Origin of the sequence: Candidatus Arthromitus sp. SFB-mouse-Japan, assembly GCF_000270205.1 — a bacterium.
Classification (GTDB): Bacteria; Bacillota; Clostridia; order Clostridiales; family Clostridiaceae; genus Dwaynesavagella.
In genome coordinates this window covers 109,694-133,834 of record NC_015913.1, presented here as the reverse complement: position 1 = coordinate 133,834, position 24,141 = coordinate 109,694, and the positions used below count along the sequence as shown (strand labels likewise).

The window sequence follows — 24,141 nt, the reverse complement described above, 5'->3', positions numbered from 1 at the left end:
ATTATATCGAATTTGATATAATTAAATTATTAAATCGAAAGCGAGGTACAAAAATGCCAGTCATATCATCATTTTACGGAATAATCATACGCATGAACTGGAATGAACACAATCCGCCGCATTTACACGCTGAGTATCAAAATTATAAAGCTGTATTTAACTTTGATGGTAAATTAACTGATGGAGAAATGAGCACCAGGCATCAAAAACTTATTGTCGCGTGGATTGAGATACACCAAGATGAACTCATAGCAAATTGGAGCTTAATGAGAGAAGGAGATTATTTTAAAATAGATCCACTACGATAGTGGATCTATTTAACAAACAATACAAAAAGGAGTCTATGCCATGAACAATATACCCATGTGGGTTGTTACAAAAGTAGAACCTACACCTGATTACAGGCTAATACTTAATTTTTCTGACGGATCAACAAGAATTTTTGATTTTAATCCTCTATTAGATACAAAAATATTTGAACCTCTAAAAAACCCCGTGCTATTTTCTAAAGCCAAAATAGAGTGTGGTACTGTCGTGTGGAACGACGATTTAGATATATCTCCAGAACACTTATATGAAAACAGCACTATAATAGACTCTCCAAACCATACATACAACCAATTTATCTACGATTTTATCCAACAAAGAAAATCAAATAATATGACTCAACATGATCTAGCCACTGCTTGTAATTTACCTCAATCAGCTATAGCCCGAATCGAAAACAAAAGTTCTTCCCCACAATTAAACACTCTACTCAAAATAATAGATATTTTAGGATGTGAATTAAAAATAATACCTAAATCCTCTAAAAAAGAACAAGATTAATAAAAGCGGCTGTTGCGTTTTTTTGCAATAGCCCCTATTATTAATCAAAACTAAATATATCACCTCTTATAAACCCTTCTAGTGCGTATCTCATAGCATCCATCAAATGATTAAAATCATCAATAGGCTTATTAATCTTTTGACCTGTCCTCTTATCGACATCCCAAGTATAGTTGTTGATCTCAATCAAAAAATTCACACATTTGGGATGTATTACAATTTTAAATCCCTGTATATAATCAATACCATTATTAACACTATCTCGACCTTTTCTAGCTCCTCTAATCCTATGGAGACCTAATACTCTAAGCCTATCAATAGATTTAGGTTCAGCACTATCAGCTATTATTCTTTCTTTTGCATACCCCTGTTTCAATATCTCATTATATATATCCTCATTAGACATACTCTTTTGGTACATCTCATCAAATACATAAATAATCTTATTAGCATTATCAATAAGTCCACAAAACAAAGCTGATGGATCGTTGGTGTAACCAAAATCTAATCCAAACGCTGATTGTATACCTGATATTTTTAGCACTTCATTCAAATCAAAACTCTGCTCTACCCAATTATCATATACAAGTCCATCAACTATACCCCACTCACCTAATCCAGCGACTTTATATCTTTTAGGATTATTGATACTCATAGTCTCAAACACTCTTAAATCAGATTTATCTAGCCACTCATTACACATATAATTTGTCGTCATAGCTAAAATTTCATCATCCTTAGTGTCAAAAAACCTTTTCTTAATCCAATGCTTTTCATTCCAAGGATTTAGTGTGAGAGTTATTTGTTTAAATAAAAAAGGAGCAGCTTCTAAGCTACCCCTTATAGATTCGTCCAAAACATTAAAATCATCTTCATTGCTGATCTCATAAGCTTCCTCAAGCCACATCCAACATAAATAACCAACCTCAACTGTGATCGATGTTACTTTAAATGGATCATCTAAACCTCTAAAATAAATCCTTTGCCCTGTAGGTATGTATATAATCTCCAAAGGACTCTCTTTAATATCAAAATAATCCTGTACACCTAATCTATTTATAGCCCATTTAAGCTCCGTAAAACACGAATCCTTAAGTGTCCTATAAGTTTTACGTACAACCAATAGATTAGCTTTAGGATGCTTCACAAGATTAACTATATAATACAAAGCTGTAGTCTTAGATTTCTTACTAGCTCTACTACCTTTAACAACTCTATACCGTCCTGTAAACTTCCAAAAATCCTTATACCCCTTACCTACAACATCTTTTAAAGATATCTCTACCATCAAATCAACGCCTTCTAGGCGATTTTAGCATATATATTTAGCTCTGGTAAATGCTCGCATGTCCAAATACAACACATAATATTCCAGATATACGCAGCACGATGATCTTCATCATCATCACCCCTCATGTACTTAAGATAATGCCTAGTACCACTATCAATATACACATTAGCTGGTATACCTTTTTGCCAATTATGGTCTCCATATTTAATTGCACCTAAGCCAAACCTATGACTAACATCCAACAAAACATTATATATATCTTCATTCATTTCTAATTTTAATAAATCAATAAGATGCTCTACTTCTCCCGATACTTTAAAATTATGTATTAAATTTAAAGGCTTATCCTCTTTTACATTAATCACAATATCAAGGGGTATCAAATCGCATCTACCCTTACAATCATTGTCATCTCTTATAGCTCCACTTGCAAAAGTCCTCATAAGTCCTCCTTTATAACAACAGGTATAACACTATCAACCTTAAGTTTATCATTAAACATCCCATATCTCCTACCAAGTAACTCAGCAGCTTTCAATCTTTCTCTCTCATCTGGAGGTTTACTAATTATATTGGCAGATGAGCATCCATCACCAGTACCCTCAACAGCAACTACACAAGCCCTAGATTCTCCCCTCATAACAGACGTGAGATACTCAAGTACTTCTTCAAGTTCTGCTACTCTAGCACTCTTCATTTCTTGCATATACCCCTCAATGCGTGATTTTATCTCAGGTTTGCTCAGCAGTTCACTCCCAATCGAGTACGCAGTCTTTTTACTATAACCTGATCTAATTGCAGCTTGAGTCGCATTCAAATCAATTAGATATTCAATTATAAATCTTTCTTGCTTCTTAGTCATACCTCACCTCCTCGTTATCACAAATTTTCACATTCTAATTATCTCACAACGCAAGATGGAAATGATGGGAAATTTACGGAACTTTTGGGAAATTTACGGAAGTGTTTTTAAAAAAATATAAAAGAGAGGATCCCATTAAAAAAATCTCCTCTCTCTAACATACTCATAATCCTAATAAATCCTTCTTTTTTAAATCAAATTCCTCCTGTGTTATTACTCCTTTATCTAATAGATCTTTGAACTTAAGAATCTCATCAGCACTGGATACACCAGTATCGACAGAAACATCAGGTGTATTATTAGATATAACTTGCAAAATAGATAAACACTCCTGGGCAGAATTAAAAATATTTTTATAAAAAGGATTGTTTGTATCTGTCCTCACATTAATAAAATCTATGTATAAAACAGGATCGCTAATATCATCTAAAGTTATTTTTATCCTCAGACTATTGCATATGTTTTTACCCTTACGCTTACCAGTGACACCTCCAACAATAGCACCAACCCCTCCAAAGAGAGCACCTCCCACTAAGGCTCTACCTAAGCCTCCCTTTGCAAGTGATTCGCCGTCTTCAAGCAATTCAAAATCAACTAATTGAGAAAAGTCATAAATTTTACGCTTGGATAAAGGTGCTAAAAACTTCTTATTTTTTTCATCAACTTCCAGATAAAACGATACACTTTTAGTAACAGTAAATGAGTCCAAATCACACAAAAATTCTTTAATCTCTCGAGACGTTAATTTCTTCAAGCTAAAAATATTTACCCTTAATCTACTAGTACACGTTTTGCATATCTCTTCTTTATTTGCTATTTTATGCTTAGCATCACCTACACCACAAGCTACACATTTTTTCTTAGAACCAAATAACCCCAAAAAAACACATCCTCTCAAATATAAATGTTAAATATTTGTTACGGATATTTTATCAAGATTTTACATCTCAAGCAACGCTAAAATTTTTTCTTAGGTCTTATTTCAATTTCACAATCTAAAGCTTCAAGCATTAATAAAAACGTATCTAACTTAACCACATTCCGCTTACTCTCAATCCTAGATATAATCCTAGCATTCATATAAACTGCATTAGCTAAATCATACTGATACCAACCCTTCTCTTTTCGCTTTTCAACTACCAAATCTATCAATTTATCATAATCGTACATCAGTCTCTCTCCTTATCTCACATAATTTAATCGCTTTATCATGGATCTGACGAGTTCTTTTTTCACTTCGACTAATATGTATAGCTATAGATTTCCAAGGCTCAGAATTGAAATAACGCTCAATTAAGACTATTCTATGCATATTATCATCCAAGCCATTAATAATATCAAAAGCTTTTTTCTTATCTTCTAGTAATCCTTTAGATTTATCAATTATAACTTTTTCTAAATCTACATACTCATCCACAATACTATAGACACCATCTATATCCTTACTACCGCTAACTCTCTCCGAAATGTTTGATGTTATAGCTAGAGCTCTCGCTCCTAATCTATCCTTCAAAGTCATCAAACTCTTTATCTCTAGATCCGCAAATCTTATATGCTCTAACAAATCTTTAATCGATTCCAAATCAAACACTCCTTATCTATATTTAAAAGCAAGGTAATCTAATAACTCATCCTGCACTATACCTTTACGCTGTAGTGTATCTAGCACTCTCTCCTCAACAGTATTTGCACAAATCAAATGATGTATAAACACATTACGCCTTTGTCCTTGTCTGTGTAATCTGGCATTAGCTTGCTGGTATAGCTCTAGATTCCAAGGAAGACCAAACCACACAATAACATTGCCGCCATCTTGTAGATTAAGTCCATAAGCACTAGACGCTGGATGGGTAAGTAGTAATTTAATTTTACCCTTATTCCAAGCATCGATATTATCTTGTGATAACTCTTTCGCAAAATCAAATCTATTTATTATCCTATCCAGATCATGCTTATACTGATAAAAACATAAAATAGGACTATCTAGAGTACTCTCAACTATCTCCTCCAACTTGTCCAATTTATCATCATGCACTACCTGATATTTATCTCCATCCGTATAAACTGCACCATTACATAACTGCAATAACTTATTAATTAAAACTGACTTAGATGCAGCTGTAACTTCAGATCCTTTATCAAACTCAAAATAAAATTCTTTCTCTAATTCATCATAAGACCGCCTATTTTCTAAACTTATTTCGTGATTAACAAATATCTTATCTGGTAGATCCAAATAATCATCAGCCTTCATGCTTATACAAATGTCAGATATTTCTTTATTAATCAATTTATCCGCTCCAGATTTTAATTTATAGGTAAATATCCTATAACTATCTCTCTTATCAGGTACAAAATAAGTATCCCTAAATCTAGTCAAGGTCTTACCAAGTCTCTCACCACTATCAAGTAGGTATATCTGACCCCAAAGGTCTATGTACCCATTAGGGTTAGGTGTACCCGTCAACCCAACAACCCTGGAACTTTTACCTATAACTTTCTTAAGAGACTTAAATCTACTAGCAGATGGATTTTTAAAACTGGATAACTCATCAATAACCACCATGTCAAAATCCCAATCTCTACCTAAATATGTAACAAGCCAAGACACATTCTCCCTATTGATCACATATATATCTGCTTGTGTCTCTAATGCCTTAATCCTCTTATTCTTATCTCCTAATACAAGAGACATGCTTAAATTAGTTAAATGATCCCACTTAGATAACTCTTTAACCCATGTATCTTCTGCTACTTTTAAAGGTGCTATTATTACAACCTTATTGACTTCAAAGCGATTAAACATTAAATCATTAATAGCTGTTAGAGTTATAACCGTTTTACCCAATCCCATATCTAAAAATAAACCACATCTATCAATCTTAATTATCTTGTTAATTGCTTCTTCTTGGTATTTGTGAGGTCTAAATTCCACTCCCTGCAAACCTCCTCTATTTTGTCCTTATTATCTATAACATAAACTCTAAAACCTAAACTCCTTAATTTATCATGTATAAAACTTTGAATCTTACGAGGTTTTTTACCTTTTTGCTTAAATTCTACAAAAAATATTCTACCACTAGGTAATAGGATCAACCTATCTGGTATGCCAACAAACCCATTTAGTTTTATACACAAACCTCCATTAGATTCAATTTTGATTTTAAAGTAATTCTCAATAGTTTTTTCTAACATAAAAACTCCATTAAAATTATCAACTGAAAGTGTTGCTCTCCCAAACCTATGTATTATCTATTCTCAAGCGTTTAATGTCAACAGAGCAACACTAGGAACACTTTTTCTATATAGTTATATATTTTTTATATATCTATATTTCTGTATATCTATATATTTTTATTATTTATACTCTTTTATATATATAAGTGTTGACATTGTTGCTTATATAGTTATAAGCCTTATATTTTAAGCTTTATGAGAAGCAACACTTTTCAATATATCAGTTGCTCCAAGTGTTGCAAGTGTTGACACTTAGGATGAATTTTTCCTTTTGAATCCTCTTTGTCTCCCGTATAAATATCCAGTTCTTATCATACTTGCTCTCTCCCACTCTCCGCTTTTAAGTATCAGGGTTGTTATTTCACGACTTTTGCGTTGATCTAAATCTTTTTTGTCCCCCTCGAGTAATTCGCACCACACCTCAATAACACATATTTTGTTTCTAGGTTTTCCTACTCTCTTCTCATTTCTTATATAGTTGATCCTTTCAAAAGTATCTTTCTCATACCAATCATCTGGTACGGGCATTTCCAAATACTCATTAACAATACCCTCAAGAGGGTTGTGTTTAGTATGACTCTCTTTGCTGCTCTTTTGCTAGATCATTAGCCTCTTTATCCAATATTAATGATTCGCCAGCCTTATAATATTTCACTGCCTCCGCCCATATTTGATCTACTTCATAAGAGTTTAATTCTCTCCATATATTCTTTGTAGCTTTGTTAGCATCAACATCTAGTGGCAAGAATCTTCTATTACCTGTCGTATCTCTTGGACAATCGTGGTTGTTGGTAGTACAGATAAAAATACACTGCCTCTTGTGGCTCTTTACATTCCGTGCGTATGCACTCCTATATGTGTCCTCTTGTTTTGTCATAAATTGTTTTATGGTTTCTATTTCCGTCCTTGCCATTGCCGCAAGTTCTGCGATCTCTATAATCCAAAAGCCTTGTATCTGCTCGCATGCCTCTCGACCTTTGAGTGTCGTTATACTATCGCTGTACCATTCTTTACCTAACCTATTAATTATCTGACTTTTACCAACACCTTGGTCTCCTACCAGTACTATACTCGTATCTAACTTTATACCTGGCTCGAATACTCTAGCAACAGCCCCAACAAGTGATTTGCGTGTTACGGATCTTGAATATATATTATCTTCAACACCCAAGTAATCAATAAACAGTGTATCTAAACGCTTGATCCCATCATGCCTTAGAGATATTAAATACTTTGCGACTGAGTTATATTTATTTTTTCTTACAACTACTTCCCACGCATCATAAGTATTATTGCGGTGATTTATACCATAATTCTTTTCGAGATACGCTCTCAATCCCGCATCGTCAAAATCTTCCCATTGTCTCTTAGTCTTATGTTTTCTATCCCAAGGTAACTCCCCATGGACCCAAATCTTACTATCAAAAGTGTCTAACGCAAATTTATTTTTCAAATTTTTATCGTTAGATAAAATAAGTTCAATATTATCAATAGAATGCATAATTATTCTTTTTTTATTGTATTTTAATTCATTTTTCCATAATTCATCAGGTCTTATTTTTTCTTGTTTTTTATGCTTTTCTGCATAGCTAGTAACGGTATTTCTAAGTACTTCAAACCCGCATTCTTTCGTGTTACATGCTCCGTTACCAGCTCCCTCGAATATCATGACATGATCTCCATACTTTATAGCTATATGTTCCTCGCGCTTTTTAAGTTTACCCTTGTATTTTTTAAAACTTTCTACTTCTCTTGGGTCTATTTTTTTATTTTTGTACGCCAAATAGTTCATAGCTTTAAAAGAAGGCAGATACTTTACATTTATCGTTTGTTTAAATCCCTCGTCCAAATGTCCAAAAATATGGATACGAACTAAATCAAAAGCGTTGCACAATCTGCCACATGTTGGATCAGTCGCATGATTTGAGTATGTGAATAATCCATCATCATATACCAGCACCCCTCCATATGTACTACCCTTGCGATATGTATATCTATCATTCCCACACTCTTTATAGACGTCTGATAAATATTCTTCGATTACCTCATGCACGTTGTAAGCTCTGCAGAAAGCTCCTATTAATCCTTCTTTTTCTCGCGGGTCTTGCTGCTTATTTTTAGACACTCTTATTTTTGTTTGTTCCCTGTCAGATACTGGCCAATTAGCTCTATTCTTCCAACTAATACCGTATAATTTTAATGTCTTATCTACATCTAAAAAGGTTCCGTTTTTATGTTTAAATACATACTCCCCATCTTTACTAACACTCGGATAATACATAAGTCTATGTGGTTGATATGTTGTATCGTCAAACATATCAATCCCTAATTGGCTAGCGACTTTTCTTCCTATAGCTTCATATTCATCCGTGATACACGGCCGAGAAAGTGGTATAATTAATCTGTAGCGAGGATTATCCCTCGTGTGCTTATGCGTCGAGTATAGGCAGTAACTAAAATCTGCACATTCGTCCAAATATTTTATTGAGTCTTGGGTTGCATAGTCAGCGTCTAATGTTAATAAACATCTGTTTATTACATTACCTGATCTACGTAACCCCTTTTTTAATTCACCTCCAACAAACCCACCAACATCTTTAATATCATCTTGTTTATCCTTAGGCATACTGAAATATTCTTCTTGTGTTTCATCTGTTCTGATTGGTTTCCTAAGATTCTCTACAAAATCATCCCAAGTTAACTCCACTTTAGTCCAAAATTTATTTTTTCTGCTATTAGCAACATACATAATCATATAAACAACACCTCATTAATCTTTTTTATAAAAATCTGCTTCGAATCCAGCAGCACTTAAATTTAAACCTTCTGCCCACTTAATAGGCTCAGCCATAATACTCTCTATATCTTCAACTTTAATATCTTTATCAGATTCGAGGATAACCTCATCATGCACGTGGAATATTATCCTATACCCTCTCTTATGTAATCTTTTAATACTCTCTGCTAAGCAATCTCTTGCCACTGCTTGTACAATATTTTCAACAAGCTTTCCCCCGTAGGTTTCGATCTCTTCCCAAACTTTGGTTGTTCCATTTACCCCATTATAAGCTATAGATTCACTGCCAAAGCTATTTAATACAATTCGGGGTTTTACATATGCTAATCTCCTACCAGATGGAAGGGTTATAAATAATATCCCATCCTCTCTCTTAAATTTTATACCTTTATCTATGATAGACGCTATGCCTTTAACAGCGTTTATTGCAGATTTTTCAACAGTTTTCCAAAATCTGGTTATATTAGGGTTAGCCAATCTCCAACTATCAACGAGTCCTTGAAGTTCATCTTCATCTAATCCCATGTTAGTAGCTCCCATTTGCTTTAATGCTCCAACGCTACCTCCGTAACCGAGTGCAAGCTCAGCAATTTTTCCTTTTTGCCTGAGTGGACTGGATTTTGTTATAGATTCAATAGGTACTTTAAACATTTGAGCGGCTGAGGCTTCATAGATTTTCCCATGAGTATTAAATACATCTATCCTCCATTTTTCATCGGCTAGATATGCTATTACTCTAGCTTCAATCGCTGAAAAATCGCATACTATAAACTTTTTCCCCTCACTTGGAATAAAAGCTGTCCTTATAAGTTGAGATAATACATCTGGGATGTTATCATAGAGCATCTCTAACAGATCATAATCCCCATTAACTATTAAACCCCTAACATCCTCTAGATTATCCAAATGATTTTGTGGTAAGTTGTGTACTTGTACTAATCTCCCTGCCCATCTACCTGTACGATTTGCTCCATAGAACTGTAATAAGCCTCTTATACGCCCATCGCTACAAGTACATCTTTTCATAGCCTCGTACTTTTTAACTGATGTCTTACCAAGCTTTAGTTTTAAATCAAGTATTTGTTTTAACCCTTTATCATCTGTATCTTTTATGATATCGGCTATAGTCGATTTATCAACGTTTGATACCTTAAGACCTCTATTAATTAAATACTCTTTGATTTGAGTGCTTGACTTAGGATTAACTCCTCCAGTTAACTCATTAAAAGCTTGCTTACATATGTCTGTGTGGATTGCATCAAATCTTATGGCATTATCCACAAAAACCTCATCCACCTTGATACCTCTGTCATTAATAATCTGATCTATTATGTATAACTCTTGCTCCGAGTCTGATATTGGATACTTACTTAATCTATCTCTTATTGCAGACTCCACTTTTACGTCCTGGATACAATAACTTTTAAATTCCTCCCACTTTATAATATCCTCACTAGGCATACGTCTTTGCCCTTTATAAGGAACTGAAAAATAATTTATAAGCCTTGTACCCTTAGAATCCTTTTGAGATTCTAGGTTTAATACCTTAGCTACATCTTTGAGGTTGTTAGGTAATCCTAACATTGATGCTTGCACTGCTGTACATCTCCAATCATCAATTGGTAATTTAATATTTAAAAATTTAGATAAACATACCCTCTCAAAATTTGCATTATATGCTGTCTTAATAATATTAGGATTAATAAGATCATCTATAATGCTTTGAGGTAATGTTTTTGTCTCTGTTAAATCAATTAATTTTACTTCTTCGTCATCATACCTATAGGCGAATAAGAGTATAGTAAAAGCAGTAGATCCTGCGTAAGCATAGACCCCTGCTTTTTTAATATCTATATCGCTATAAGTTTCAATATCTATCGCGAGTGTTCTCATTATCCTAATATCTCATCCATTTCTGCGTTTAGAGTCGCTGCATCAATTCCCTCAAAATCTATCTCAGCACTTACTCGTCCTCCTAGTGGTTCTCCATCCTCTATCTTCATGAGGTTGTTAAGTCCGCAAGCAATACCCTTGTTACCGTTAGTATTAAAAGCATAAAAATTGATTGATGCATATCCATAACAGCCACTATAGAAATCCTCTGGGTTAGTAATTGGATTTTTATATTTATCCAGCATACCTGGTTTATTAACACTATTTGCATTTACAAAATAACAACCTGCGTAAATCTCATCATCTGGTTTTTCAATATCTCCATCTCTTAGTGGTGTTTTAATATTGGCTGGTACTTTACCGTTAAAAACACTCAATCCTATTTTCTTTGCATTTTCGATTGCTTGTTTTATGTTATTTAATGTTTGAGTATCCGATTTTGGAATTAGTAAAGATATTGAATATTTAGGATTACTCCCGTTTATACTTTTTGGCTCCCATACATTTGCATAACTAAATCTTACTTTCCCTGTGATTACTTTTGTATTCAAATTTTCCATGTCTTACTCTCCTTATTAAATGTTATTAAAATCGTTAACTGCACTATTGTATACAGGTCTTACATCATCTATTGGTACTAGGGTAGGTTTGCCCATAGGTTTAATAACATGACTGCCCAGCATAGTTTTGAAATCCTTTTTACCTATCATTTTTTCGAGACTACTTAGACTCTTAAGAGTTGTCTCACAAACCTCAGATTCTTTAAAACCTCCACCTTTTAAAATCTCAAGAACTTTAGAATCATCTATGTTAAATGTTCTATTACTCCTCCCCTCAACCAGTTTGAATCCCTTATACTCCTCACCGCTTAAAGCCTTAGTTAAAGCATAATCCTTAATTGTTTTACTCCATCTAACTAGCTCATCTACAGTCCCGAGGATATCTGCTATATCATCAGCACTTAATTCCGCTGGATCTTTAAAATCATATTTGGCTATCTTTAGTCTCTCATCAGCGTAGGCTTTACAGATAGGGCGAGCTCTACAAAATCCATCATCGCAATGCTTACCTACTACACAATCTCCTTCACCATTAAAAGCTTTTAATGCTTTAACTCTTATAGTCTCGCCCCACTCAAGCAGATCATAAACATTTATCTTAAAACTAGATATACTATCCAGCCTAGGTTGTACAATTGTTAAATTAACCTCTTTAATATCACAAATATAATTGTAATCGTTTAATACACCTAGTGCATAGAGCATTAATTGAGGGTTGTTATCTGCAGATACTTTAACACCTTTACCATATTTGAGATCAACTACTTCCGCGGTGTTATCCGATATAATGATTACATCAGATGTCCCAAATCCCTCTGGCACCCATGGACTAAAATCGACCTTTTCCTCTAGTCTGACCGTGCTATAATTGCGATCATATTTATTTACAATCTCCATCACTACATCACAGTAATAATCTGTATACTTGTCCATCTCATCATCATAATCAAGTTTACTAACTTCGGTATCATAAGCCTCTTTACCTATTAGATTTAATTCCCTTCTAAGCTTTAATTCACTTAATTCGTGGGCTAAAGTTCCTTCTTTTGCATATGGTGTTTCTTCATTCGGCATCTTACTTTCCAGCACTACTGATAAAGGACAATTAATCCACTTTTTAGCACCACTTGCTGATAATTTAGCATGTAACATTATTGCACCTCACGTATACGCTGTAATAATCTATCATAGTCAGATGTATTTACATCTGTAAGTTTTTCAACCTTAAATTCATTTAGTAATTCTTTGGCAGTTTCTTTCCCTTTATCCTTTGCTAACTTTATTAATGCATTCCTCAAGTCATCAATTTTAATATCTGTTTTAGGTTCTTCCCTAACAAATTCAAGTTCCGGGGTAGCTGTTTCTTCAAAACTTAGTAAATTTTCACATAAAGTTATTAATTTTTTAATCCCGTTAGTATCATTAGAATCTAGCTTAAAAGTTAATATCATAAATTTCAGTCCTCCATTACTGTTTAGTTATATTTTTTACACAAGAATCTATAAACTCATCATCTGTCAGATCATCATTAAAGCTTATCCAATCAGATACTACATCTGATAGTTCCTCTGGTGTGACTACCTCTAACGTCTCAAAGGTTACAAAATCCCCCGCAAGTATATCTTTTAATTCATCCTTGTCCCATTCTTCTAGTTTTAGTTTGACTATTTTTACCTCTGTATCGTTTGGTTGTACACTATAAGCTATTACCAACTCATCAGTTAACGGATCCATACCTCATACATTTTTATTTGTTAAAAAACTTTTCTTATTATTAAATATTTGGTACAATCATATTGGTTTTTTATTTTTGGAGATTTTATTTTCTCCTTATTATCTTAATAGAGTTAATAAGGATTAAAATAAAGTCTTCTATTTGTGTTTTCAGATTAAAGCTTAACCTGTTAGCTTTAATATCTGCCTCGGTCATTTTCAGAGCCTCGGCATAAGTCCTATCATCAACTTGTCCAATTAAAGATTCAATTTGTTTTCTTATCATACTTTTACACTCCTGTTTCTAAATCTCTTATATGTTCCAAATCTGTTAAATCCTTGCCTTCAAATCTCTCTAAAAAATCTAATAGGCTTGTCCTCCTTACTTTTAAACTCCCAAGTTTTAGCGCTGGTAGTAATCCTAATCTTATTAATGTGTAAACATAAGATGGATTGGTTTTAATCAATTTTGATACCTCGGGTACAGTGTATAAAATATCATTTGCCATTTGTCCTAATCTCCTTTTTGTGTTATTATGTTACTTATCATTACTTAACGTAATTTATTGTAATTTATCATTACTAAATAGTTCTTCCACCGTTGTGTTAAGAGCTTTTGCTATATCTAATGCGATGTTTACTTTAGGTATCCGTTTACTGTATTCATAGTTTTGGTAGCTTCTCAAAGTTATCTCCGCTATATCTGATACCTGATTTTGGGTAAGACCCAATTTATCACGGATTGGCTTTAAATTATTATGCAATTTTTTCTCCTTTCTCAACTTACTTGATACTCGTTTGTTCGTGTTACAAATATATATTAACATGAACAATTGTTCGTGTCAACTATTTTTAATAAAATTTTTAGCGAGATGTGTAAAATGTTTGATTTTGGTAATCATTTAAAAGGTTTAAGGCTTAAAAATAATATAACCCAAAAAGATTTAGCTAAAGCTATAGGGATAAGCGAAAGAGGTATACAAAATTATGAGTTGAATGCTCGCAAACCTACTTTTGATATACTAATAGCTTTGGCAAGGTTTTTCGATGTATCTATTGATTATTTAGTCGGCGAGACTACTAATCCAACTAGAAGGTAAGCTTAGTTATTGGCTTGCCTTTTATTATATAAATCCATTACAAACCAAACGCCTTTAAGCGTCCAAAATTTAATTCTTTTTTCGTAGCATCTCTCATAAGCTACTCTTGCATTCTGGATATAACCAAATCCAACATAATCATCGTGCAACTCGTATTTATCCCATTTACGATTAGCGACTCCAGTCGATCTCAAAAATTCAAATAAAGCTTTAGGCGATATCCCTAAACTAAATGCTATTTCTGATGTGTTAACCCCCACAATCGGCTTTTGGGCTTTGCCAATTACTGTTTTAGATTCTAATTTTTTAACCCTATCATCTAACTCATCAAGTCTGTTAGATGCTATATAAGCCCCTGTATTCCGTATTGATGGTAATACATCACTAGTCACCCATCTTTTAAATTTCTTAGCTTTAGGCAATTTGCTTGATAAAATTAAACTGTACAATCCTGATTCGTTGATTAATACTGTGTTTGATACCAAACTACCGTTTTGGTATTGTGGTAATTTTCTCAAAACTTTATCCTCGATCTCAACATGTCTATTTATATCTCTGCTTCCATTTGCATATCCTAAAGCCCTAGCTACATCTTTTCCAACAAACCATGTTTGGTCATTCATTAATTAAAACTGTTCTTATTTGTCCAAATTCATCATGCTCAAATACTTTTATGTCATTTGCCATTTGTCTCAATCTCCTTTTTATGTTATTATTTACTTAGTTGTAACGTAGCGTAATTTAGCATTACTTATCTTTACCAAATAGTTCTTCCACAGTTGTATTTAATATCTTTGCTATTGCTAATGCTCTATCTACTCTCGGTAAACTTTTACCGAGCTCTATACTCTGGTAGCTACGCACGTTTATATTTATCAGACTAGATAAATACATCTGGGTTAGACCAGCTTTATTTCGAATTTTTTTTAAATTATTCATACGCCTCCTTTAAAATTGATACGGTGTTTACCTCGTCTACAAGATACACTATATCACGAGGTTTAGTTCGTGTCAACTATTTTTATTTATTTTTTAATAAGGTATGTTTTTATGGATTTTAAAGATAGACTAAAAACCCTAAGATTATCTAATAATCTAACACAATTAGATATAGCCAATTATCTTAAAATCAACGATAGATCATATCAAAATCTCGAATATGGGAAATCTAAACCTAAATATGATACGTTGATTAAATTAGCTGATTATTACAATATATCTATTGATTATTTGGTCGGTAGATCAGATGACCCAACGAGAAGGTAAGCTTAGTTATTGGCTTGCCTTTTTCTTTTTTCAATCTATTTTTACGTTATTATTTAACTAGTTGTAACTTAGCGTAACTTATCGTTATTTATCATTACTTTGTATATTTTAAATCTACTTAATCCTCAAAAAAAATATGATCTCTCTGCTTACTATCAAGGTTAAGTAATGTGCATAATCTTTTAATTTCTGACAGCCTAAACTCTGTCCTGTTGTTGATTTTATTACTCCACCCCTGCTTACTTAATGACAGTTGACCTGCAATGTATTTGTGTTTTAATCCTGATTTGTGTATACAATCCACTAGCCTTATATTATCCATTTGCTCACCTCCATGTCCATTATGTTTATTATTAATCTACAATCACACTTTACCACCTTGTTTATGTAAAGTCAACATTTTTTTATTAAAAAGGCTGTTTTTATTGACTGATTGACATATTGCTTACTATAATTTATACATGGATACTAATAATATTGAAAAAAAGAAACTAGGCGACAAAATCAAACGTATTAGACTAATGCGTGGATTGTCGCAAGATGAATTGGCAAAAAGGTGCGGTTATAAAGCTAGGTCTACAATAAATAAGATAGAGACTGGTATCAACGATATTCCTCAGTCCAAAATTAAAATAATTGCCCAAGCATTAGGAATCGATGAATCCGTACTATTAAATGATCAAGATCATATTGAATTTATCAATGCACAGCAACCTATACAAGTTACCAGTTCTACTAAAGTAATATCATATAAAAATGGTCTTGGTCTAAACGTACAAGCCTGCGTAAAAATACCCATACTAGGCACCGTAATAGCGGGTATCCCAATATCGGCGATTGAGGAGATTATCGGATGGGAAGAGATATCACCTAAACTTGCATCTCAAGGAGAGTACTTTGCGTTAAAAATTAAAGGAGACTCCATGTCTCCCACAATGGATGCTGGAGATGTCGTAATAGTCAGGAAACAGCAAGACGTTAACTCTGGAGACATAGCTATAGTTTGCGTTAATGGTGATGAAGCAACATGTAAAAAAATAATAAAACACAAGGACGGTATAAGCCTTGTGTCGTTAAATCCTAGATATGAGCCTATGTACTATGATAAAAATGACATTGTAAGCAAACCTATACACATAATTGGTAAAGTCGTAGAACTTAGACGGAGATTTTAAAAACCACTCGATTAATTTCAAGTGGTTTTTATTATATGTATGACACCTTCAATCCACGCACCTGCGTGAGGTGCGACATCTAAATAACTCATAAAGCAAATCCATTATAAAGATTTCAATCCACGCACCTGCGTGAGGTGCGACAGGGGTGATTATGTACACATCAATAAAAAATCTTAATTTCAATCCACGCACCTGTATGAGGTGCGACGGGAGTTTAAAAGTAAGGAGGACAAGCCTACTAATTTCAATCCACGCACCTGCGTGAGGTGCGACAAAATATTTGACAACTTAGAATTTGGACAAATAAATTTCAATCCACGCACCTGCGTGAGGTGCGACCGTTAAATTTAAAAACAGCTGCTAATCATAAATAGACACACCATTTTTGCGAACACTAATATTCTACATAATTCATCTATGAATAGCAATACCAATTATTCTACTACAATCAAGTATTAATATAGCTTCGCGAAGCACTTATAAATTTAATGTAAGCTTATATTTCCGAGTAAAATAACCAGCTTAAATAAGCCTAGTTAAACAGATTTTTACCTACAAAATATTGATTTTATAAATTATTTATTGTACAATGTAAGTGTATATGAATAATATACACGATATGTACATATTATATAAATGTAAGCTAACTTGGGATGGATAAGGCTGGGTTCCTAAATAGGAGTAGGTTTAATTTAATAAATTAAACCAAGAATTCCTTTGCCCCTGGGGTTAGCTTATTTTTTTATTTTATTCTTTAAGACTTCTTTAATATTGTTAGGATTTTTTTGTATCAATCCTACGATAAAATTTAAAACTCTTGATGAATATCTATAAGATGGCCTGTTATTAACATTACTTATAAGACAATACTCTTTATTTTCTTTAATTCCGTACACCCTATCAAACAATTCAAAGGATTGACTATCGATTTTAAACTCAATCCCCAAAGATTTCAATACATTATTTATTTCCCTACACAAACTCTTTTTACTATACTTATACAAATCGACATCATTTTTTAAGATTTCTTCATTAGCCTGGTTAACTATCATATCGGACATATTAACATTGTGAAGTTCACACATTTTCGCTTTAAAATTCACTATACAATACTCTATTTTAGAGTATAAAGATAAGTCAAAACTATCAACTGTATAATGTACAACCGAATTCCTATATCTAATTACAGACTCCAAATGTTTACGTAATATATCATGCTTATTCGTAAATACTTTACTTATACATTCATTTAATCCAATAGTCCTACCCTTATTCTGTTTATTTTTATATACTATTCCTTCTTTCCCCTTCTTACCGATTATATAAGCTTTCAACATTAATTCCCAAGCATTACATAATAAAATACAAACAGTTTCAATTTTATAAGGACCACTATAATAACAATACATACAACTAACTAAGCTAAAAATTTCTTTAGATTTTTTAAGCAACTTTTCTTTTTCTTCCATGTTTAAACACCCCCATATTATCTCCTTCTTCACCAATAATTATAACAAGGTATACCCAAATATACTACAATTTCTAAACTTATATTGCCCATTAATTTGTCAGATAAAACTATTATCTTTACTTTTATGTCTAATTCCTTGTAAAATTAAATCAAAAAAGGAGATATAATAAATGATTCCAGATCTGATCAATCCAATAAAGCTATTAAAATACCCATACTAGGTACTGTTATAGCTGGTATACCCATAACGGCGATTGAAGAAATTATCGGTTGGGAAGAGATATCACCTAAACTTGCATCTCAAGGAGAGTATTTTGCTCTCGTAATCAAGGGTGATTCGATGTCTCCCACAATGGATGCTGGAGATGTCGTAATAGTCAGGAAACAGCAAGACGTTAACTCTGGAGACATAGCTATAGTCTGCGTTAATGGTGACGAGGCAACGTGTAAAAAAATAATAAAACACAAGGACGGTATAAGCCTTGTGTCGTTAAATCCTAGATATGAGCCTATGTACTACGATAAAAATGACATTGCAGATAAACCTATACACATAATCGGAAAGGTCGTAGAACTTAGACGGAGATTTTAAAACCCCACCTGATTAATTTCAAGTGGGGTTTTATTATATGTCTGGCACCTTCAATCCACGCACCTACGTGAGGTGCGACCTGACTCAGTTAGAGTTAGCTAAAATATTAGATATATTTCAATCCACGCACCTGCGTGAGGTGCGACTACACATAATTGGTAAAGTTATAGAACTACGTAATTTCAATCCACGCACCTGCGTGAGGTGCGACGATGCACTATGTAAATTGCCAACTCCTTTATCCTCATTTCAATCCACGCACCTGCGTGAGGTGCGACCGTTAAATTTAAAAACAGCTGCTAATCATAAATAGACATACTATTTTTGCGAACACTAATATTCTACATAATTCATCTATGAATAGCAATACCAAGTATTCTACTACAATCAAGTATTAATATAGCTTCGCGAAGCACTTATAAATTTAATGTAAGCTTATATTTCGCAATTATTTAAGGGTTATATATTAAGGAGAAAATTAATAACATGATTAAGATTAGTGTTTTTGCTCTTTTCAAATTTTCCCGATAAATCTTTTAAATAATTCCGAGCAAGTTTAGGGGTTGGATATGGTTTCAATAAATCTTTATACTCTCTTTTTCTTGCCTCGCCTTTATTCTTAAATACATGACCAATTTCTTCAAAAACACTTTCTAAATTAGGAGTATTATAAATAGGTACTATATGATCATAAAGATGATGCTCTTTAAACATTTCTTTATTCAAATATTTTATCAAGTTTATTTCTTTTTCTTTATCATCCGTATCCAATAACGTAAAAATTTTAAACTCAGATGTTATTTTACCTTTTATTAATTCTATATCCTCAAAATATCTTAAAAAATTATCACGTTTACCATACTTGTGATTTTTCAAAGTCTTATTCAGACTATTTATCTGAATAGACTTACTTCCTTTTTTATCTGACTCTATGTGTATCTTTAAACGTAAATTTTGCTTTATAGTCTCCATAAATTCTTTTTCTGATTTGCCATGACAAATTAGTATACAGCGTAAATACTGTATTTGTGCTTTCTTACCTCCCATCTAACAATCCTCCAAATTAGCATCACTATAATCAGAAAAATCTATATCGAGCGGGATTGGCACACCTCCATACATTCCTCTTAGATATCTATCTCTAATATTTAAATTACTATGGATTCTTTTTTCAAAATCAGATATAGCTATCATATCCTTACTTCCATCAATATTATGCGTTAGTACATATGCGTTTTTACATAAGTCTTTAGCTTCTATGAGTAATGTATTATGCGTAGTAATAATTATTTGCATATCTAAACTATCATATAAACTCTGCAACATAGATTTAGCTAATATATCATGTATACCTGTATCAAATTCATCGATGATTAACACTTGTTTATCTAAACCATATAAAATTTGTTTCGTTATATTTAATACTTGTTTGGTACCTTTAGACTCTCGTTCAATATCTATATCTAAAATTTTATTACCTACAAGCTTTTTAAAGTACAACTTATAATTTATTTTACCATCATCAATTATCTCTTTTTTGTAATACACCTGTTTTATATCTGGATATAAACGAGTGAATATATCATCCAAAATTTTTTCATTCTTATCTAGTTCTGCCTGATTTGACATCTGTGTAATTCCTTCACCTAAATGTAAACCAGGAAATAAGATTTGACCACTGACACTAATATTTAAACTACTAAAGTAATCGATTATCTCTATCATATTCTTAGTCAGAGATTTAGACATATACTTATCGTTTTTTGACTGTATATCTTTAAATATCATAGACGTCAAAGTATTTTTACCCCAATACTTTTCACAATTATTTATCAGTTCTTCGTAATATTCTTTATTTTTTATCACTTTTTCGTTTAAATAAATTTCATCATTATTAACATTAAAGAATTCAACAATTTGCTTATTATATACATATTCTAATCTCTCAGATATTAGCCTATTATCATCAGTTTCTATAATATACGATCCTTTTTTTCCTCTTAAAGTAAAGTCAAATGATAATACCATATTTTCGCCTTCTGAGTTTATAGTCTTACATGACTCAATAATCCTTTTAAGGTTAGATGTCTTAAACAAATCTGTAATAACTTCAGCATCCATGTCTATATTACTAAGACCGTGATTGAATTTAAGATTTGCCAATTCCAAAAAATCATCTACATCAAAGGGTCTACCAGTAACTAGTTTTCTCAAAATACTAAAGGCATCTATAAAATTAGATTTTCCAACACCATTTTCTCCATAAATTATAACTAATTTTCTATTTCTAGGGAATTTAACTTCAAAATCAACTAGTGATTTAAAATTCTTAAGCTTAATACCAGTAAACATAAGATCACCACCCTTTAATATTATAATATTTTAGTATTAAATATATTCAATTATTATGGTTATATTTTATAACAATTTAATAGGAATTGATATGCTTTTCAGAATATTATAAAATTAAACAAAGCATCAATTAACTATTTATGATTAATTCGCAGCATAAACTATCACATTTACTATTATATTTACTTTTATATATAATCCCGTGTAAAATTAAATCAAAAAGGAGATATAAAAATGACCGGAAGTGTTAGAAAACGAGGAGACAAGTGGTATTACTCGTTTGAGGCAGCTAGGGTCGACGGAAAAAGAAAAAGGATTGAAAGAGTTGGAGGTAGAACCAAAAAAGAAGCTGAAGCAGCTTTAAGAAAGGCTTTGGAAGATTACGAAAATGGTGAACAACTTCAAAAAACAAATATATCAGTATCAGATTATATGGATTTATGGTTTGATGCTTATGTACTGTTAAATTGCAGATACAATACTCAACGCTCTTATAGATTAATAATAGATAAACATATTAAACCCTCTTTAGGCATTTTAAAATTAACTTCTTTAACTCCTGGTAAATTACAAGATTTTATAAATAGCAAATATTTAACTGGTATATCAAAAAATCATCTAAATAATATAATATCCTTATTGAGTGGTTCCCTTAACTACTCAGTACATCCTATGAATTTTCTAAAGAATAACCCTATGCAATATGTTAAAATTCCTAAGTATAATAATACCAAAACTACAGATAAACATAAAATTATAACTAATGATGATTTTAACGCTATAATAAAACGCTTTCCCGAAAGATCATCTTTCTATATCCCTTTAATGATTGGTTATCATACTGGTTGTCGCATAGGTGAAGCAATGGGTTTAACGTGGGATGACATTGATTTAGATAATAACACAATCAATATTAACAAACTAATATATAAAAAGGATACGTCTTGGTATTTTGGTGAACCTAAGACCACCTCCTCTAGCAGAATAATTAATATAGGTAATACCTTGAAAAACGCACTAAAGTATCATAAAAGATATATTGATATTAAACGCTTAGAATACGGAGAACATTATATAAAACAATACAACATAAATGATAAAATCACAACAAGTTCTCTAAATTTAAAAGAACATTTATTAAATATGGTGTGCGTAAAAAGTAACGGAATGTTATTAACACCAGATTCATTTAAATACGCGTCGCGTGTTATTAATTATGAATTAGGTATACCTTTTAATTTCCACTCATTAAGACACACCCACGCTACATTACTAGTTGAAAATGGTGCTAACATTAAAGATGTACAACATAGACTAGGACATAATAATATTCAAACTACACTTAATACTTATACCCATAATACAGATAAGTTAGCTAAACAATCAGTAGATATATTTGAAAATATAATATTGCCTACATATTAATTTTATGTAGGCAAAAGGTAGTCAAAACTAATAAAATTTGATTCACAAATATTTAAAATCCAGATGGTCGCAAAGTAAATCTAACAATAGTTTCTACATGATATGTTTGACAAAACATATCAACTCCTCTAATTTTATCAATCTTATAGCCAAGGGAATTTAATATCTTAGCATCTCTAGAGAGAGTCGATACATCACATGAAATATAAACTATTTTTCTACAGTTAATATCTCTTATTTTATGTAAGACCCTCTCCTTTACACCCTTTCTTGGAGGATCTAAAATAACAGCATTTATATTAACCCCGCTATTTACTAAATTAAATATTTCATCTTCAACCTTACCATGTATAAATTCTATATTTTTAATATTATTTATAATCTTATTTTCATTAGCATCAACTATGCTCTCTTTAACTTCCTCTATACCATAGACCTGCTTTATTTTTCTACTTGCACATATACCTATGGTACCAATCCCACAATAAGCATCTAGAAGAATATCTCCAAATTTTAAATCACACATTTCAATTGCAGCCGAATATAACTTCTCAGATTGTTTTGTATTAACCTGAAAAAATGATTTACTATGTATTCTAAATATAAAATCATTTATCTTGTCTTTTATATAACCATCACCATACAATACCCTCTCGTATTTTCCAAGAATAACATTTGTTATTTCATTATTTACGTTAACTATTATTGTCTTTATATTCTTAAATTTTTCTAATATAAAATCCATATACCCATTTAAAAATTCCTCGTCATCTCTAGTTAACACAATTACAAGCATGATTTCATTTGTATTATATCCCTTTCTAATGAGCAAATGTCTTACAAGACCATAATCACAACCTTTTTTATAATTAGCACTCTCATCATAAGGCTTTATATTATTTTTTTTTATATATTCTCTAGTTTCCTTAACAATATCATTACCTTCGTGAAACTGTATATGACAGAAGTCCATATTGATAATATTATGAGTATTTTTTTCATAAAATCCAGCTTTAACACCAGAATCACTTAATCCAAATGGTACCTGAACTTTATTCCTATACTCATATGGAATAGACATCGCATAGAATTTTTCCATCTTAATATTCCGTATATCACCTATTTTATTTAATGTATTTATTATTTTACTTTCTTTAAATCTAATTTGCTCCTTATAATTCATGTGCTGAATATTACATCCACCACATTTTTCATATATCTCACATATAGGCAATACTCTTGATTCAGATACTGAAAGCACTTCATTAACTCTACCTCTTAAAAAATTCTTATTTACCTTTTCTATACATATCTCAACAATTTCGCCAACTATGGTATTAGGTACAAAAACAACTAAATCGTCTATATGTGAAACTCCATTTCCCTTACTATCATAATCCTCAATCTTTACTATGTACTTATTAGCAACATCCACCATACTTAAAAAATTTTCCTCCTTAATCAAAAAAAACATTAGTATCAAAAGATACTAATGTTTTTTTGAATCAGTTTACCCAATAAAAATATATTTAATTTGTAAAACCTACTTATAATATATACTTACCCAGTAATTAAT

Annotated in this window: 32 protein-coding genes and 1 CRISPR repeat array; of the genes, 7 read left to right on the top strand and 25 right to left on the bottom strand. The window is 31.9% G+C overall.

All coding sequences use genetic code 11. The annotated features are described in order from the left end of the window. Positions 1–53 precede the first annotated feature (53 nt). Together SFBM_RS00655 and SFBM_RS00650 are read left to right on the top strand one after the other, a co-directional pair. Positions 54–308: a DUF4160 domain-containing protein gene (locus tag SFBM_RS00655; RefSeq protein ID WP_007440342.1), complete on the top strand. Its 255-nt coding sequence runs from the start codon at positions 54–56 to the stop codon at positions 306–308. Positions 309–348: 40 nt separating this feature from the next. After that, on the top strand, positions 349–828 hold the full coding sequence (locus SFBM_RS00650; RefSeq protein ID WP_007440341.1) for a DUF2442 domain-containing protein: 480 nt from the start codon (positions 349–351) through the stop codon (positions 826–828). 40 nt (positions 829–868) lie between these two features. Here the strand turns inward: SFBM_RS00650 and SFBM_RS00645 are convergent, their stop codons facing one another. The 18 genes from SFBM_RS00645 to SFBM_RS00560 form a co-directional block, all read right to left on the bottom strand. Next, positions 869–2,116 carry a PBSX family phage terminase large subunit gene (locus SFBM_RS00645; protein WP_005807529.1) on the bottom strand — a complete coding sequence of 416 codons (1,248 nt, stop codon included), beginning with the start codon at positions 2,114–2,116 and terminating at the stop codon, positions 869–871. Between the two features lie 14 nt (positions 2,117–2,130). Then, positions 2,131–2,562 carry a dATP/dGTP diphosphohydrolase domain-containing protein gene (locus SFBM_RS00640; protein ID WP_005807531.1) on the bottom strand — a complete coding sequence of 144 codons (432 nt, stop codon included), beginning with the start codon at positions 2,560–2,562 and terminating at the stop codon, positions 2,131–2,133. After that, a complete protein-coding gene (locus SFBM_RS00635; RefSeq protein ID WP_005807533.1) occupies positions 2,559–2,981 on the bottom strand; it encodes a terminase small subunit in 423 nt (140 codons plus the stop codon). The genes SFBM_RS00640 and SFBM_RS00635 overlap by 4 nt, the downstream gene beginning before the upstream one ends. A 163-nt stretch (positions 2,982–3,144) precedes the next feature. Continuing rightward, positions 3,145–3,861, bottom strand: coding sequence for an SHOCT domain-containing protein (locus SFBM_RS00630; RefSeq protein WP_007440106.1), 717 nt, complete (start codon positions 3,859–3,861; stop codon positions 3,145–3,147). A 77-nt stretch (positions 3,862–3,938) separates the two neighbouring features. Beyond that, positions 3,939–4,151 carry a helix-turn-helix domain-containing protein gene (locus SFBM_RS00625; protein ID WP_005807536.1) on the bottom strand — a complete coding sequence of 71 codons (213 nt, stop codon included), beginning with the start codon at positions 4,149–4,151 and terminating at the stop codon, positions 3,939–3,941. Further along, entirely contained in the window at positions 4,138–4,572 is a 435-nt protein-coding gene (locus SFBM_RS00620; protein ID WP_242821632.1) for a hypothetical protein, read from the bottom strand. Before SFBM_RS00620 ends, SFBM_RS00625 begins: the two co-directional genes overlap by 14 nt. Before the next feature lie 3 nt (positions 4,573–4,575). Continuing rightward, on the bottom strand, positions 4,576–5,916 hold the full coding sequence (locus tag SFBM_RS00615; protein ID WP_014017806.1) for an SNF2-related protein: 1,341 nt from the start codon (positions 5,914–5,916) through the stop codon (positions 4,576–4,578). Further along, positions 5,868–6,176, bottom strand: a complete 309-nt coding sequence (locus SFBM_RS00610; protein WP_014017805.1) for a VRR-NUC domain-containing protein — start codon at positions 6,174–6,176, stop codon at positions 5,868–5,870. Before SFBM_RS00610 ends, SFBM_RS00615 begins: the two co-directional genes overlap by 49 nt. 294 nt (positions 6,177–6,470) lie before the next feature. Continuing rightward, positions 6,471–6,746: a hypothetical protein gene (locus SFBM_RS08115; protein WP_242821631.1), complete on the bottom strand. Its 276-nt coding sequence runs from the start codon at positions 6,744–6,746 to the stop codon at positions 6,471–6,473. A gap of 40 nt (positions 6,747–6,786) precedes the next feature. Next, positions 6,787–8,973, bottom strand: coding sequence for a virulence-associated E family protein (locus SFBM_RS07800; RefSeq protein ID WP_242821630.1), 2,187 nt, complete (start codon positions 8,971–8,973; stop codon positions 6,787–6,789). A 15-nt stretch (positions 8,974–8,988) separates the two neighbouring features. Continuing rightward, complete coding sequence (locus tag SFBM_RS00595) at positions 8,989–10,908, bottom strand: DNA polymerase (RefSeq protein ID WP_014017804.1); 1,920 nt, start codon at positions 10,906–10,908, stop codon at positions 8,989–8,991. Next, positions 10,908–11,468: a DUF2815 family protein gene (locus SFBM_RS00590; protein ID WP_014017803.1), complete on the bottom strand. Its 561-nt coding sequence runs from the start codon at positions 11,466–11,468 to the stop codon at positions 10,908–10,910. The genes SFBM_RS00595 and SFBM_RS00590 overlap by 1 nt, the downstream gene beginning before the upstream one ends. A gap of 15 nt (positions 11,469–11,483) precedes the next feature. Beyond that, positions 11,484–12,620, bottom strand: coding sequence for a DUF2800 domain-containing protein (locus SFBM_RS00585; protein WP_005807550.1), 1,137 nt, complete (start codon positions 12,618–12,620; stop codon positions 11,484–11,486). Further along, the gene (locus tag SFBM_RS00580; protein ID WP_005807552.1) at positions 12,620–12,919 is read right to left on the bottom strand and encodes a hypothetical protein; all 300 of its coding nucleotides are present in this window, start codon (positions 12,917–12,919) and stop codon (positions 12,620–12,622) included. The genes SFBM_RS00585 and SFBM_RS00580 overlap by 1 nt, the downstream gene beginning before the upstream one ends. 16 nt (positions 12,920–12,935) lie before the next feature. Then, positions 12,936–13,202, bottom strand: coding sequence for a hypothetical protein (locus SFBM_RS00575; protein WP_005807554.1), 267 nt, complete (start codon positions 13,200–13,202; stop codon positions 12,936–12,938). 85 nt (positions 13,203–13,287) lie between these two features. After that, the gene (locus tag SFBM_RS00570) at positions 13,288–13,467 is read right to left on the bottom strand and encodes a hypothetical protein (RefSeq protein WP_005807556.1); all 180 of its coding nucleotides are present in this window, start codon (positions 13,465–13,467) and stop codon (positions 13,288–13,290) included. A 4-nt stretch (positions 13,468–13,471) separates the two neighbouring features. Continuing rightward, entirely contained in the window at positions 13,472–13,690 is a 219-nt protein-coding gene (locus SFBM_RS00565) for a helix-turn-helix domain-containing protein (protein WP_005807558.1), read from the bottom strand. A 54-nt stretch (positions 13,691–13,744) separates the two neighbouring features. Beyond that, on the bottom strand, positions 13,745–13,945 hold the full coding sequence (locus tag SFBM_RS00560) for a helix-turn-helix transcriptional regulator (RefSeq protein WP_014017802.1): 201 nt from the start codon (positions 13,943–13,945) through the stop codon (positions 13,745–13,747). A gap of 117 nt (positions 13,946–14,062) precedes the next feature. Here SFBM_RS00560 and SFBM_RS00555 point away from each other — a divergent pair, with 117 nt between their 5' ends. Continuing rightward, positions 14,063–14,281, top strand: coding sequence for a helix-turn-helix domain-containing protein (locus SFBM_RS00555; RefSeq protein WP_014017801.1), 219 nt, complete (start codon positions 14,063–14,065; stop codon positions 14,279–14,281). A gap of 2 nt (positions 14,282–14,283) precedes the next feature. Here the strand turns inward: SFBM_RS00555 and SFBM_RS07795 are convergent, their stop codons facing one another. Both SFBM_RS07795 and SFBM_RS00545 read right to left on the bottom strand, forming a co-directional pair. Further along, complete coding sequence (locus SFBM_RS07795; RefSeq protein ID WP_014017800.1) at positions 14,284–14,904, bottom strand: BRO family protein; 621 nt, start codon at positions 14,902–14,904, stop codon at positions 14,284–14,286. Between the two features lie 124 nt (positions 14,905–15,028). Continuing rightward, the gene (locus tag SFBM_RS00545) at positions 15,029–15,175 is read right to left on the bottom strand and encodes a helix-turn-helix transcriptional regulator (RefSeq protein WP_242821629.1); all 147 of its coding nucleotides are present in this window, start codon (positions 15,173–15,175) and stop codon (positions 15,029–15,031) included. A gap of 156 nt (positions 15,176–15,331) precedes the next feature. Between SFBM_RS00545 and SFBM_RS00540 the strand changes: the two genes are divergently transcribed. Then, positions 15,332–15,547, top strand: a complete 216-nt coding sequence (locus tag SFBM_RS00540; RefSeq protein ID WP_041568926.1) for a helix-turn-helix domain-containing protein — start codon at positions 15,332–15,334, stop codon at positions 15,545–15,547. A gap of 118 nt (positions 15,548–15,665) precedes the next feature. Here the strand turns inward: SFBM_RS00540 and SFBM_RS00535 are convergent, their stop codons facing one another. Continuing rightward, on the bottom strand, positions 15,666–15,869 hold the full coding sequence (locus SFBM_RS00535; RefSeq protein WP_014017797.1) for a DUF739 family protein: 204 nt from the start codon (positions 15,867–15,869) through the stop codon (positions 15,666–15,668). 199 nt (positions 15,870–16,068) lie between these two features. Between SFBM_RS00535 and SFBM_RS07845 the strand changes: the two genes are divergently transcribed. Beyond that, positions 16,069–16,722, top strand: coding sequence for a helix-turn-helix domain-containing protein (locus SFBM_RS07845; RefSeq protein WP_242821628.1), 654 nt, complete (start codon positions 16,069–16,071; stop codon positions 16,720–16,722). A gap of 44 nt (positions 16,723–16,766) precedes the next feature. Beyond that, positions 16,767–17,064: a CRISPR direct-repeat array (repeat unit 33 nt; unit sequence AATTTCAATCCACGCACCTGCGTGAGGTGCGAC). Positions 17,065–17,459: 395 nt separating this feature from the next. Here SFBM_RS07845 and SFBM_RS00525 read toward each other — a convergent pair. Beyond that, a complete protein-coding gene (locus tag SFBM_RS00525) occupies positions 17,460–18,194 on the bottom strand; it encodes a DUF3644 domain-containing protein (protein WP_014017795.1) in 735 nt (244 codons plus the stop codon). A 150-nt stretch (positions 18,195–18,344) separates the two neighbouring features. On the opposite strand from SFBM_RS00525, the gene SFBM_RS00520 reads away from it, so the two are divergent. After that, positions 18,345–18,788, top strand: a complete 444-nt coding sequence (locus SFBM_RS00520) for a LexA family protein (RefSeq protein WP_371137054.1) — start codon at positions 18,345–18,347, stop codon at positions 18,786–18,788. 459 nt (positions 18,789–19,247) lie between these two features. Here SFBM_RS00520 and SFBM_RS00515 read toward each other — a convergent pair whose 3' ends face one another. Beyond that, complete coding sequence (locus SFBM_RS00515) at positions 19,248–19,835, bottom strand: hypothetical protein (RefSeq protein WP_005807576.1); 588 nt, start codon at positions 19,833–19,835, stop codon at positions 19,248–19,250. Next, positions 19,836–21,140, bottom strand: coding sequence for an AAA family ATPase (locus SFBM_RS00510; RefSeq protein ID WP_005807578.1), 1,305 nt, complete (start codon positions 21,138–21,140; stop codon positions 19,836–19,838). 234 nt (positions 21,141–21,374) lie between these two features. On the opposite strand from SFBM_RS00510, the gene SFBM_RS00505 reads away from it, so the two are divergent. Next, positions 21,375–22,565 carry a site-specific integrase gene (locus SFBM_RS00505; protein ID WP_005807580.1) on the top strand — a complete coding sequence of 397 codons (1,191 nt, stop codon included), beginning with the start codon at positions 21,375–21,377 and terminating at the stop codon, positions 22,563–22,565. Positions 22,566–22,617: 52 nt separating this feature from the next. Here the strand turns inward: SFBM_RS00505 and rlmD are convergent, their stop codons facing one another. Beyond that, a complete protein-coding gene (gene rlmD, locus SFBM_RS00500; RefSeq protein ID WP_007439944.1) occupies positions 22,618–24,003 on the bottom strand; it encodes a 23S rRNA (uracil(1939)-C(5))-methyltransferase RlmD in 1,386 nt (461 codons plus the stop codon). Positions 24,004–24,141: the final 138 nt, after the last annotated feature.

Coding starts and splice junctions, on each gene's coding strand:
- SFBM_RS00655 (WP_007440342.1), top strand. CDS start 54: ATGCCAGTCATATCATCATTTTACGGAATAATCATACGCATGAACTGG.
- SFBM_RS00650 (WP_007440341.1), top strand. CDS start 349: ATGAACAATATACCCATGTGGGTTGTTACAAAAGTAGAACCTACACCT.
- SFBM_RS00645 (WP_005807529.1), bottom strand. CDS start 2,116: ATGGTAGAGATATCTTTAAAAGATGTTGTAGGTAAGGGGTATAAGGAT.
- SFBM_RS00640 (WP_005807531.1), bottom strand. CDS start 2,562: ATGAGGACTTTTGCAAGTGGAGCTATAAGAGATGACAATGATTGTAAG.
- SFBM_RS00635 (WP_005807533.1), bottom strand. CDS start 2,981: ATGACTAAGAAGCAAGAAAGATTTATAATTGAATATCTAATTGATTTG.
- SFBM_RS00625 (WP_005807536.1), bottom strand. CDS start 4,151: ATGTACGATTATGATAAATTGATAGATTTGGTAGTTGAAAAGCGAAAA.
- SFBM_RS00610 (WP_014017805.1), bottom strand. CDS start 6,176: ATGTTAGAAAAAACTATTGAGAATTACTTTAAAATCAAAATTGAATCT.
- SFBM_RS08115 (WP_242821631.1), bottom strand. CDS start 6,746: ATGCCCGTACCAGATGATTGGTATGAGAAAGATACTTTTGAAAGGATC.
- SFBM_RS07800 (WP_242821630.1), bottom strand. CDS start 8,973: ATGATTATGTATGTTGCTAATAGCAGAAAAAATAAATTTTGGACTAAA.
- SFBM_RS00595 (WP_014017804.1), bottom strand. CDS start 10,908: ATGAGAACACTCGCGATAGATATTGAAACTTATAGCGATATAGATATT.
- SFBM_RS00590 (WP_014017803.1), bottom strand. CDS start 11,468: ATGGAAAATTTGAATACAAAAGTAATCACAGGGAAAGTAAGATTTAGT.
- SFBM_RS00585 (WP_005807550.1), bottom strand. CDS start 12,620: ATGTTACATGCTAAATTATCAGCAAGTGGTGCTAAAAAGTGGATTAAT.
- SFBM_RS00580 (WP_005807552.1), bottom strand. CDS start 12,919: ATGATATTAACTTTTAAGCTAGATTCTAATGATACTAACGGGATTAAA.
- SFBM_RS00575 (WP_005807554.1), bottom strand. CDS start 13,202: ATGGATCCGTTAACTGATGAGTTGGTAATAGCTTATAGTGTACAACCA.
- SFBM_RS00570 (WP_005807556.1), bottom strand. CDS start 13,467: ATGATAAGAAAACAAATTGAATCTTTAATTGGACAAGTTGATGATAGG.
- SFBM_RS00565 (WP_005807558.1), bottom strand. CDS start 13,690: ATGGCAAATGATATTTTATACACTGTACCCGAGGTATCAAAATTGATT.
- SFBM_RS00555 (WP_014017801.1), top strand. CDS start 14,063: ATGTTTGATTTTGGTAATCATTTAAAAGGTTTAAGGCTTAAAAATAAT.
- SFBM_RS07795 (WP_014017800.1), bottom strand. CDS start 14,904: ATGAATGACCAAACATGGTTTGTTGGAAAAGATGTAGCTAGGGCTTTA.
- SFBM_RS00545 (WP_242821629.1), bottom strand. CDS start 15,175: ATGTATTTATCTAGTCTGATAAATATAAACGTGCGTAGCTACCAGAGT.
- SFBM_RS00540 (WP_041568926.1), top strand. CDS start 15,332: ATGGATTTTAAAGATAGACTAAAAACCCTAAGATTATCTAATAATCTA.
- SFBM_RS00535 (WP_014017797.1), bottom strand. CDS start 15,869: ATGGATAATATAAGGCTAGTGGATTGTATACACAAATCAGGATTAAAA.
- SFBM_RS07845 (WP_242821628.1), top strand. CDS start 16,069: ATGCGTGGATTGTCGCAAGATGAATTGGCAAAAAGGTGCGGTTATAAA.
- SFBM_RS00525 (WP_014017795.1), bottom strand. CDS start 18,194: ATGGAAGAAAAAGAAAAGTTGCTTAAAAAATCTAAAGAAATTTTTAGC.
- SFBM_RS00515 (WP_005807576.1), bottom strand. CDS start 19,835: ATGGGAGGTAAGAAAGCACAAATACAGTATTTACGCTGTATACTAATT.
- SFBM_RS00510 (WP_005807578.1), bottom strand. CDS start 21,140: ATGTTTACTGGTATTAAGCTTAAGAATTTTAAATCACTAGTTGATTTT.
- SFBM_RS00505 (WP_005807580.1), top strand. CDS start 21,375: ATGACCGGAAGTGTTAGAAAACGAGGAGACAAGTGGTATTACTCGTTT.
- rlmD (WP_007439944.1), bottom strand. CDS start 24,003: ATGGTGGATGTTGCTAATAAGTACATAGTAAAGATTGAGGATTATGAT.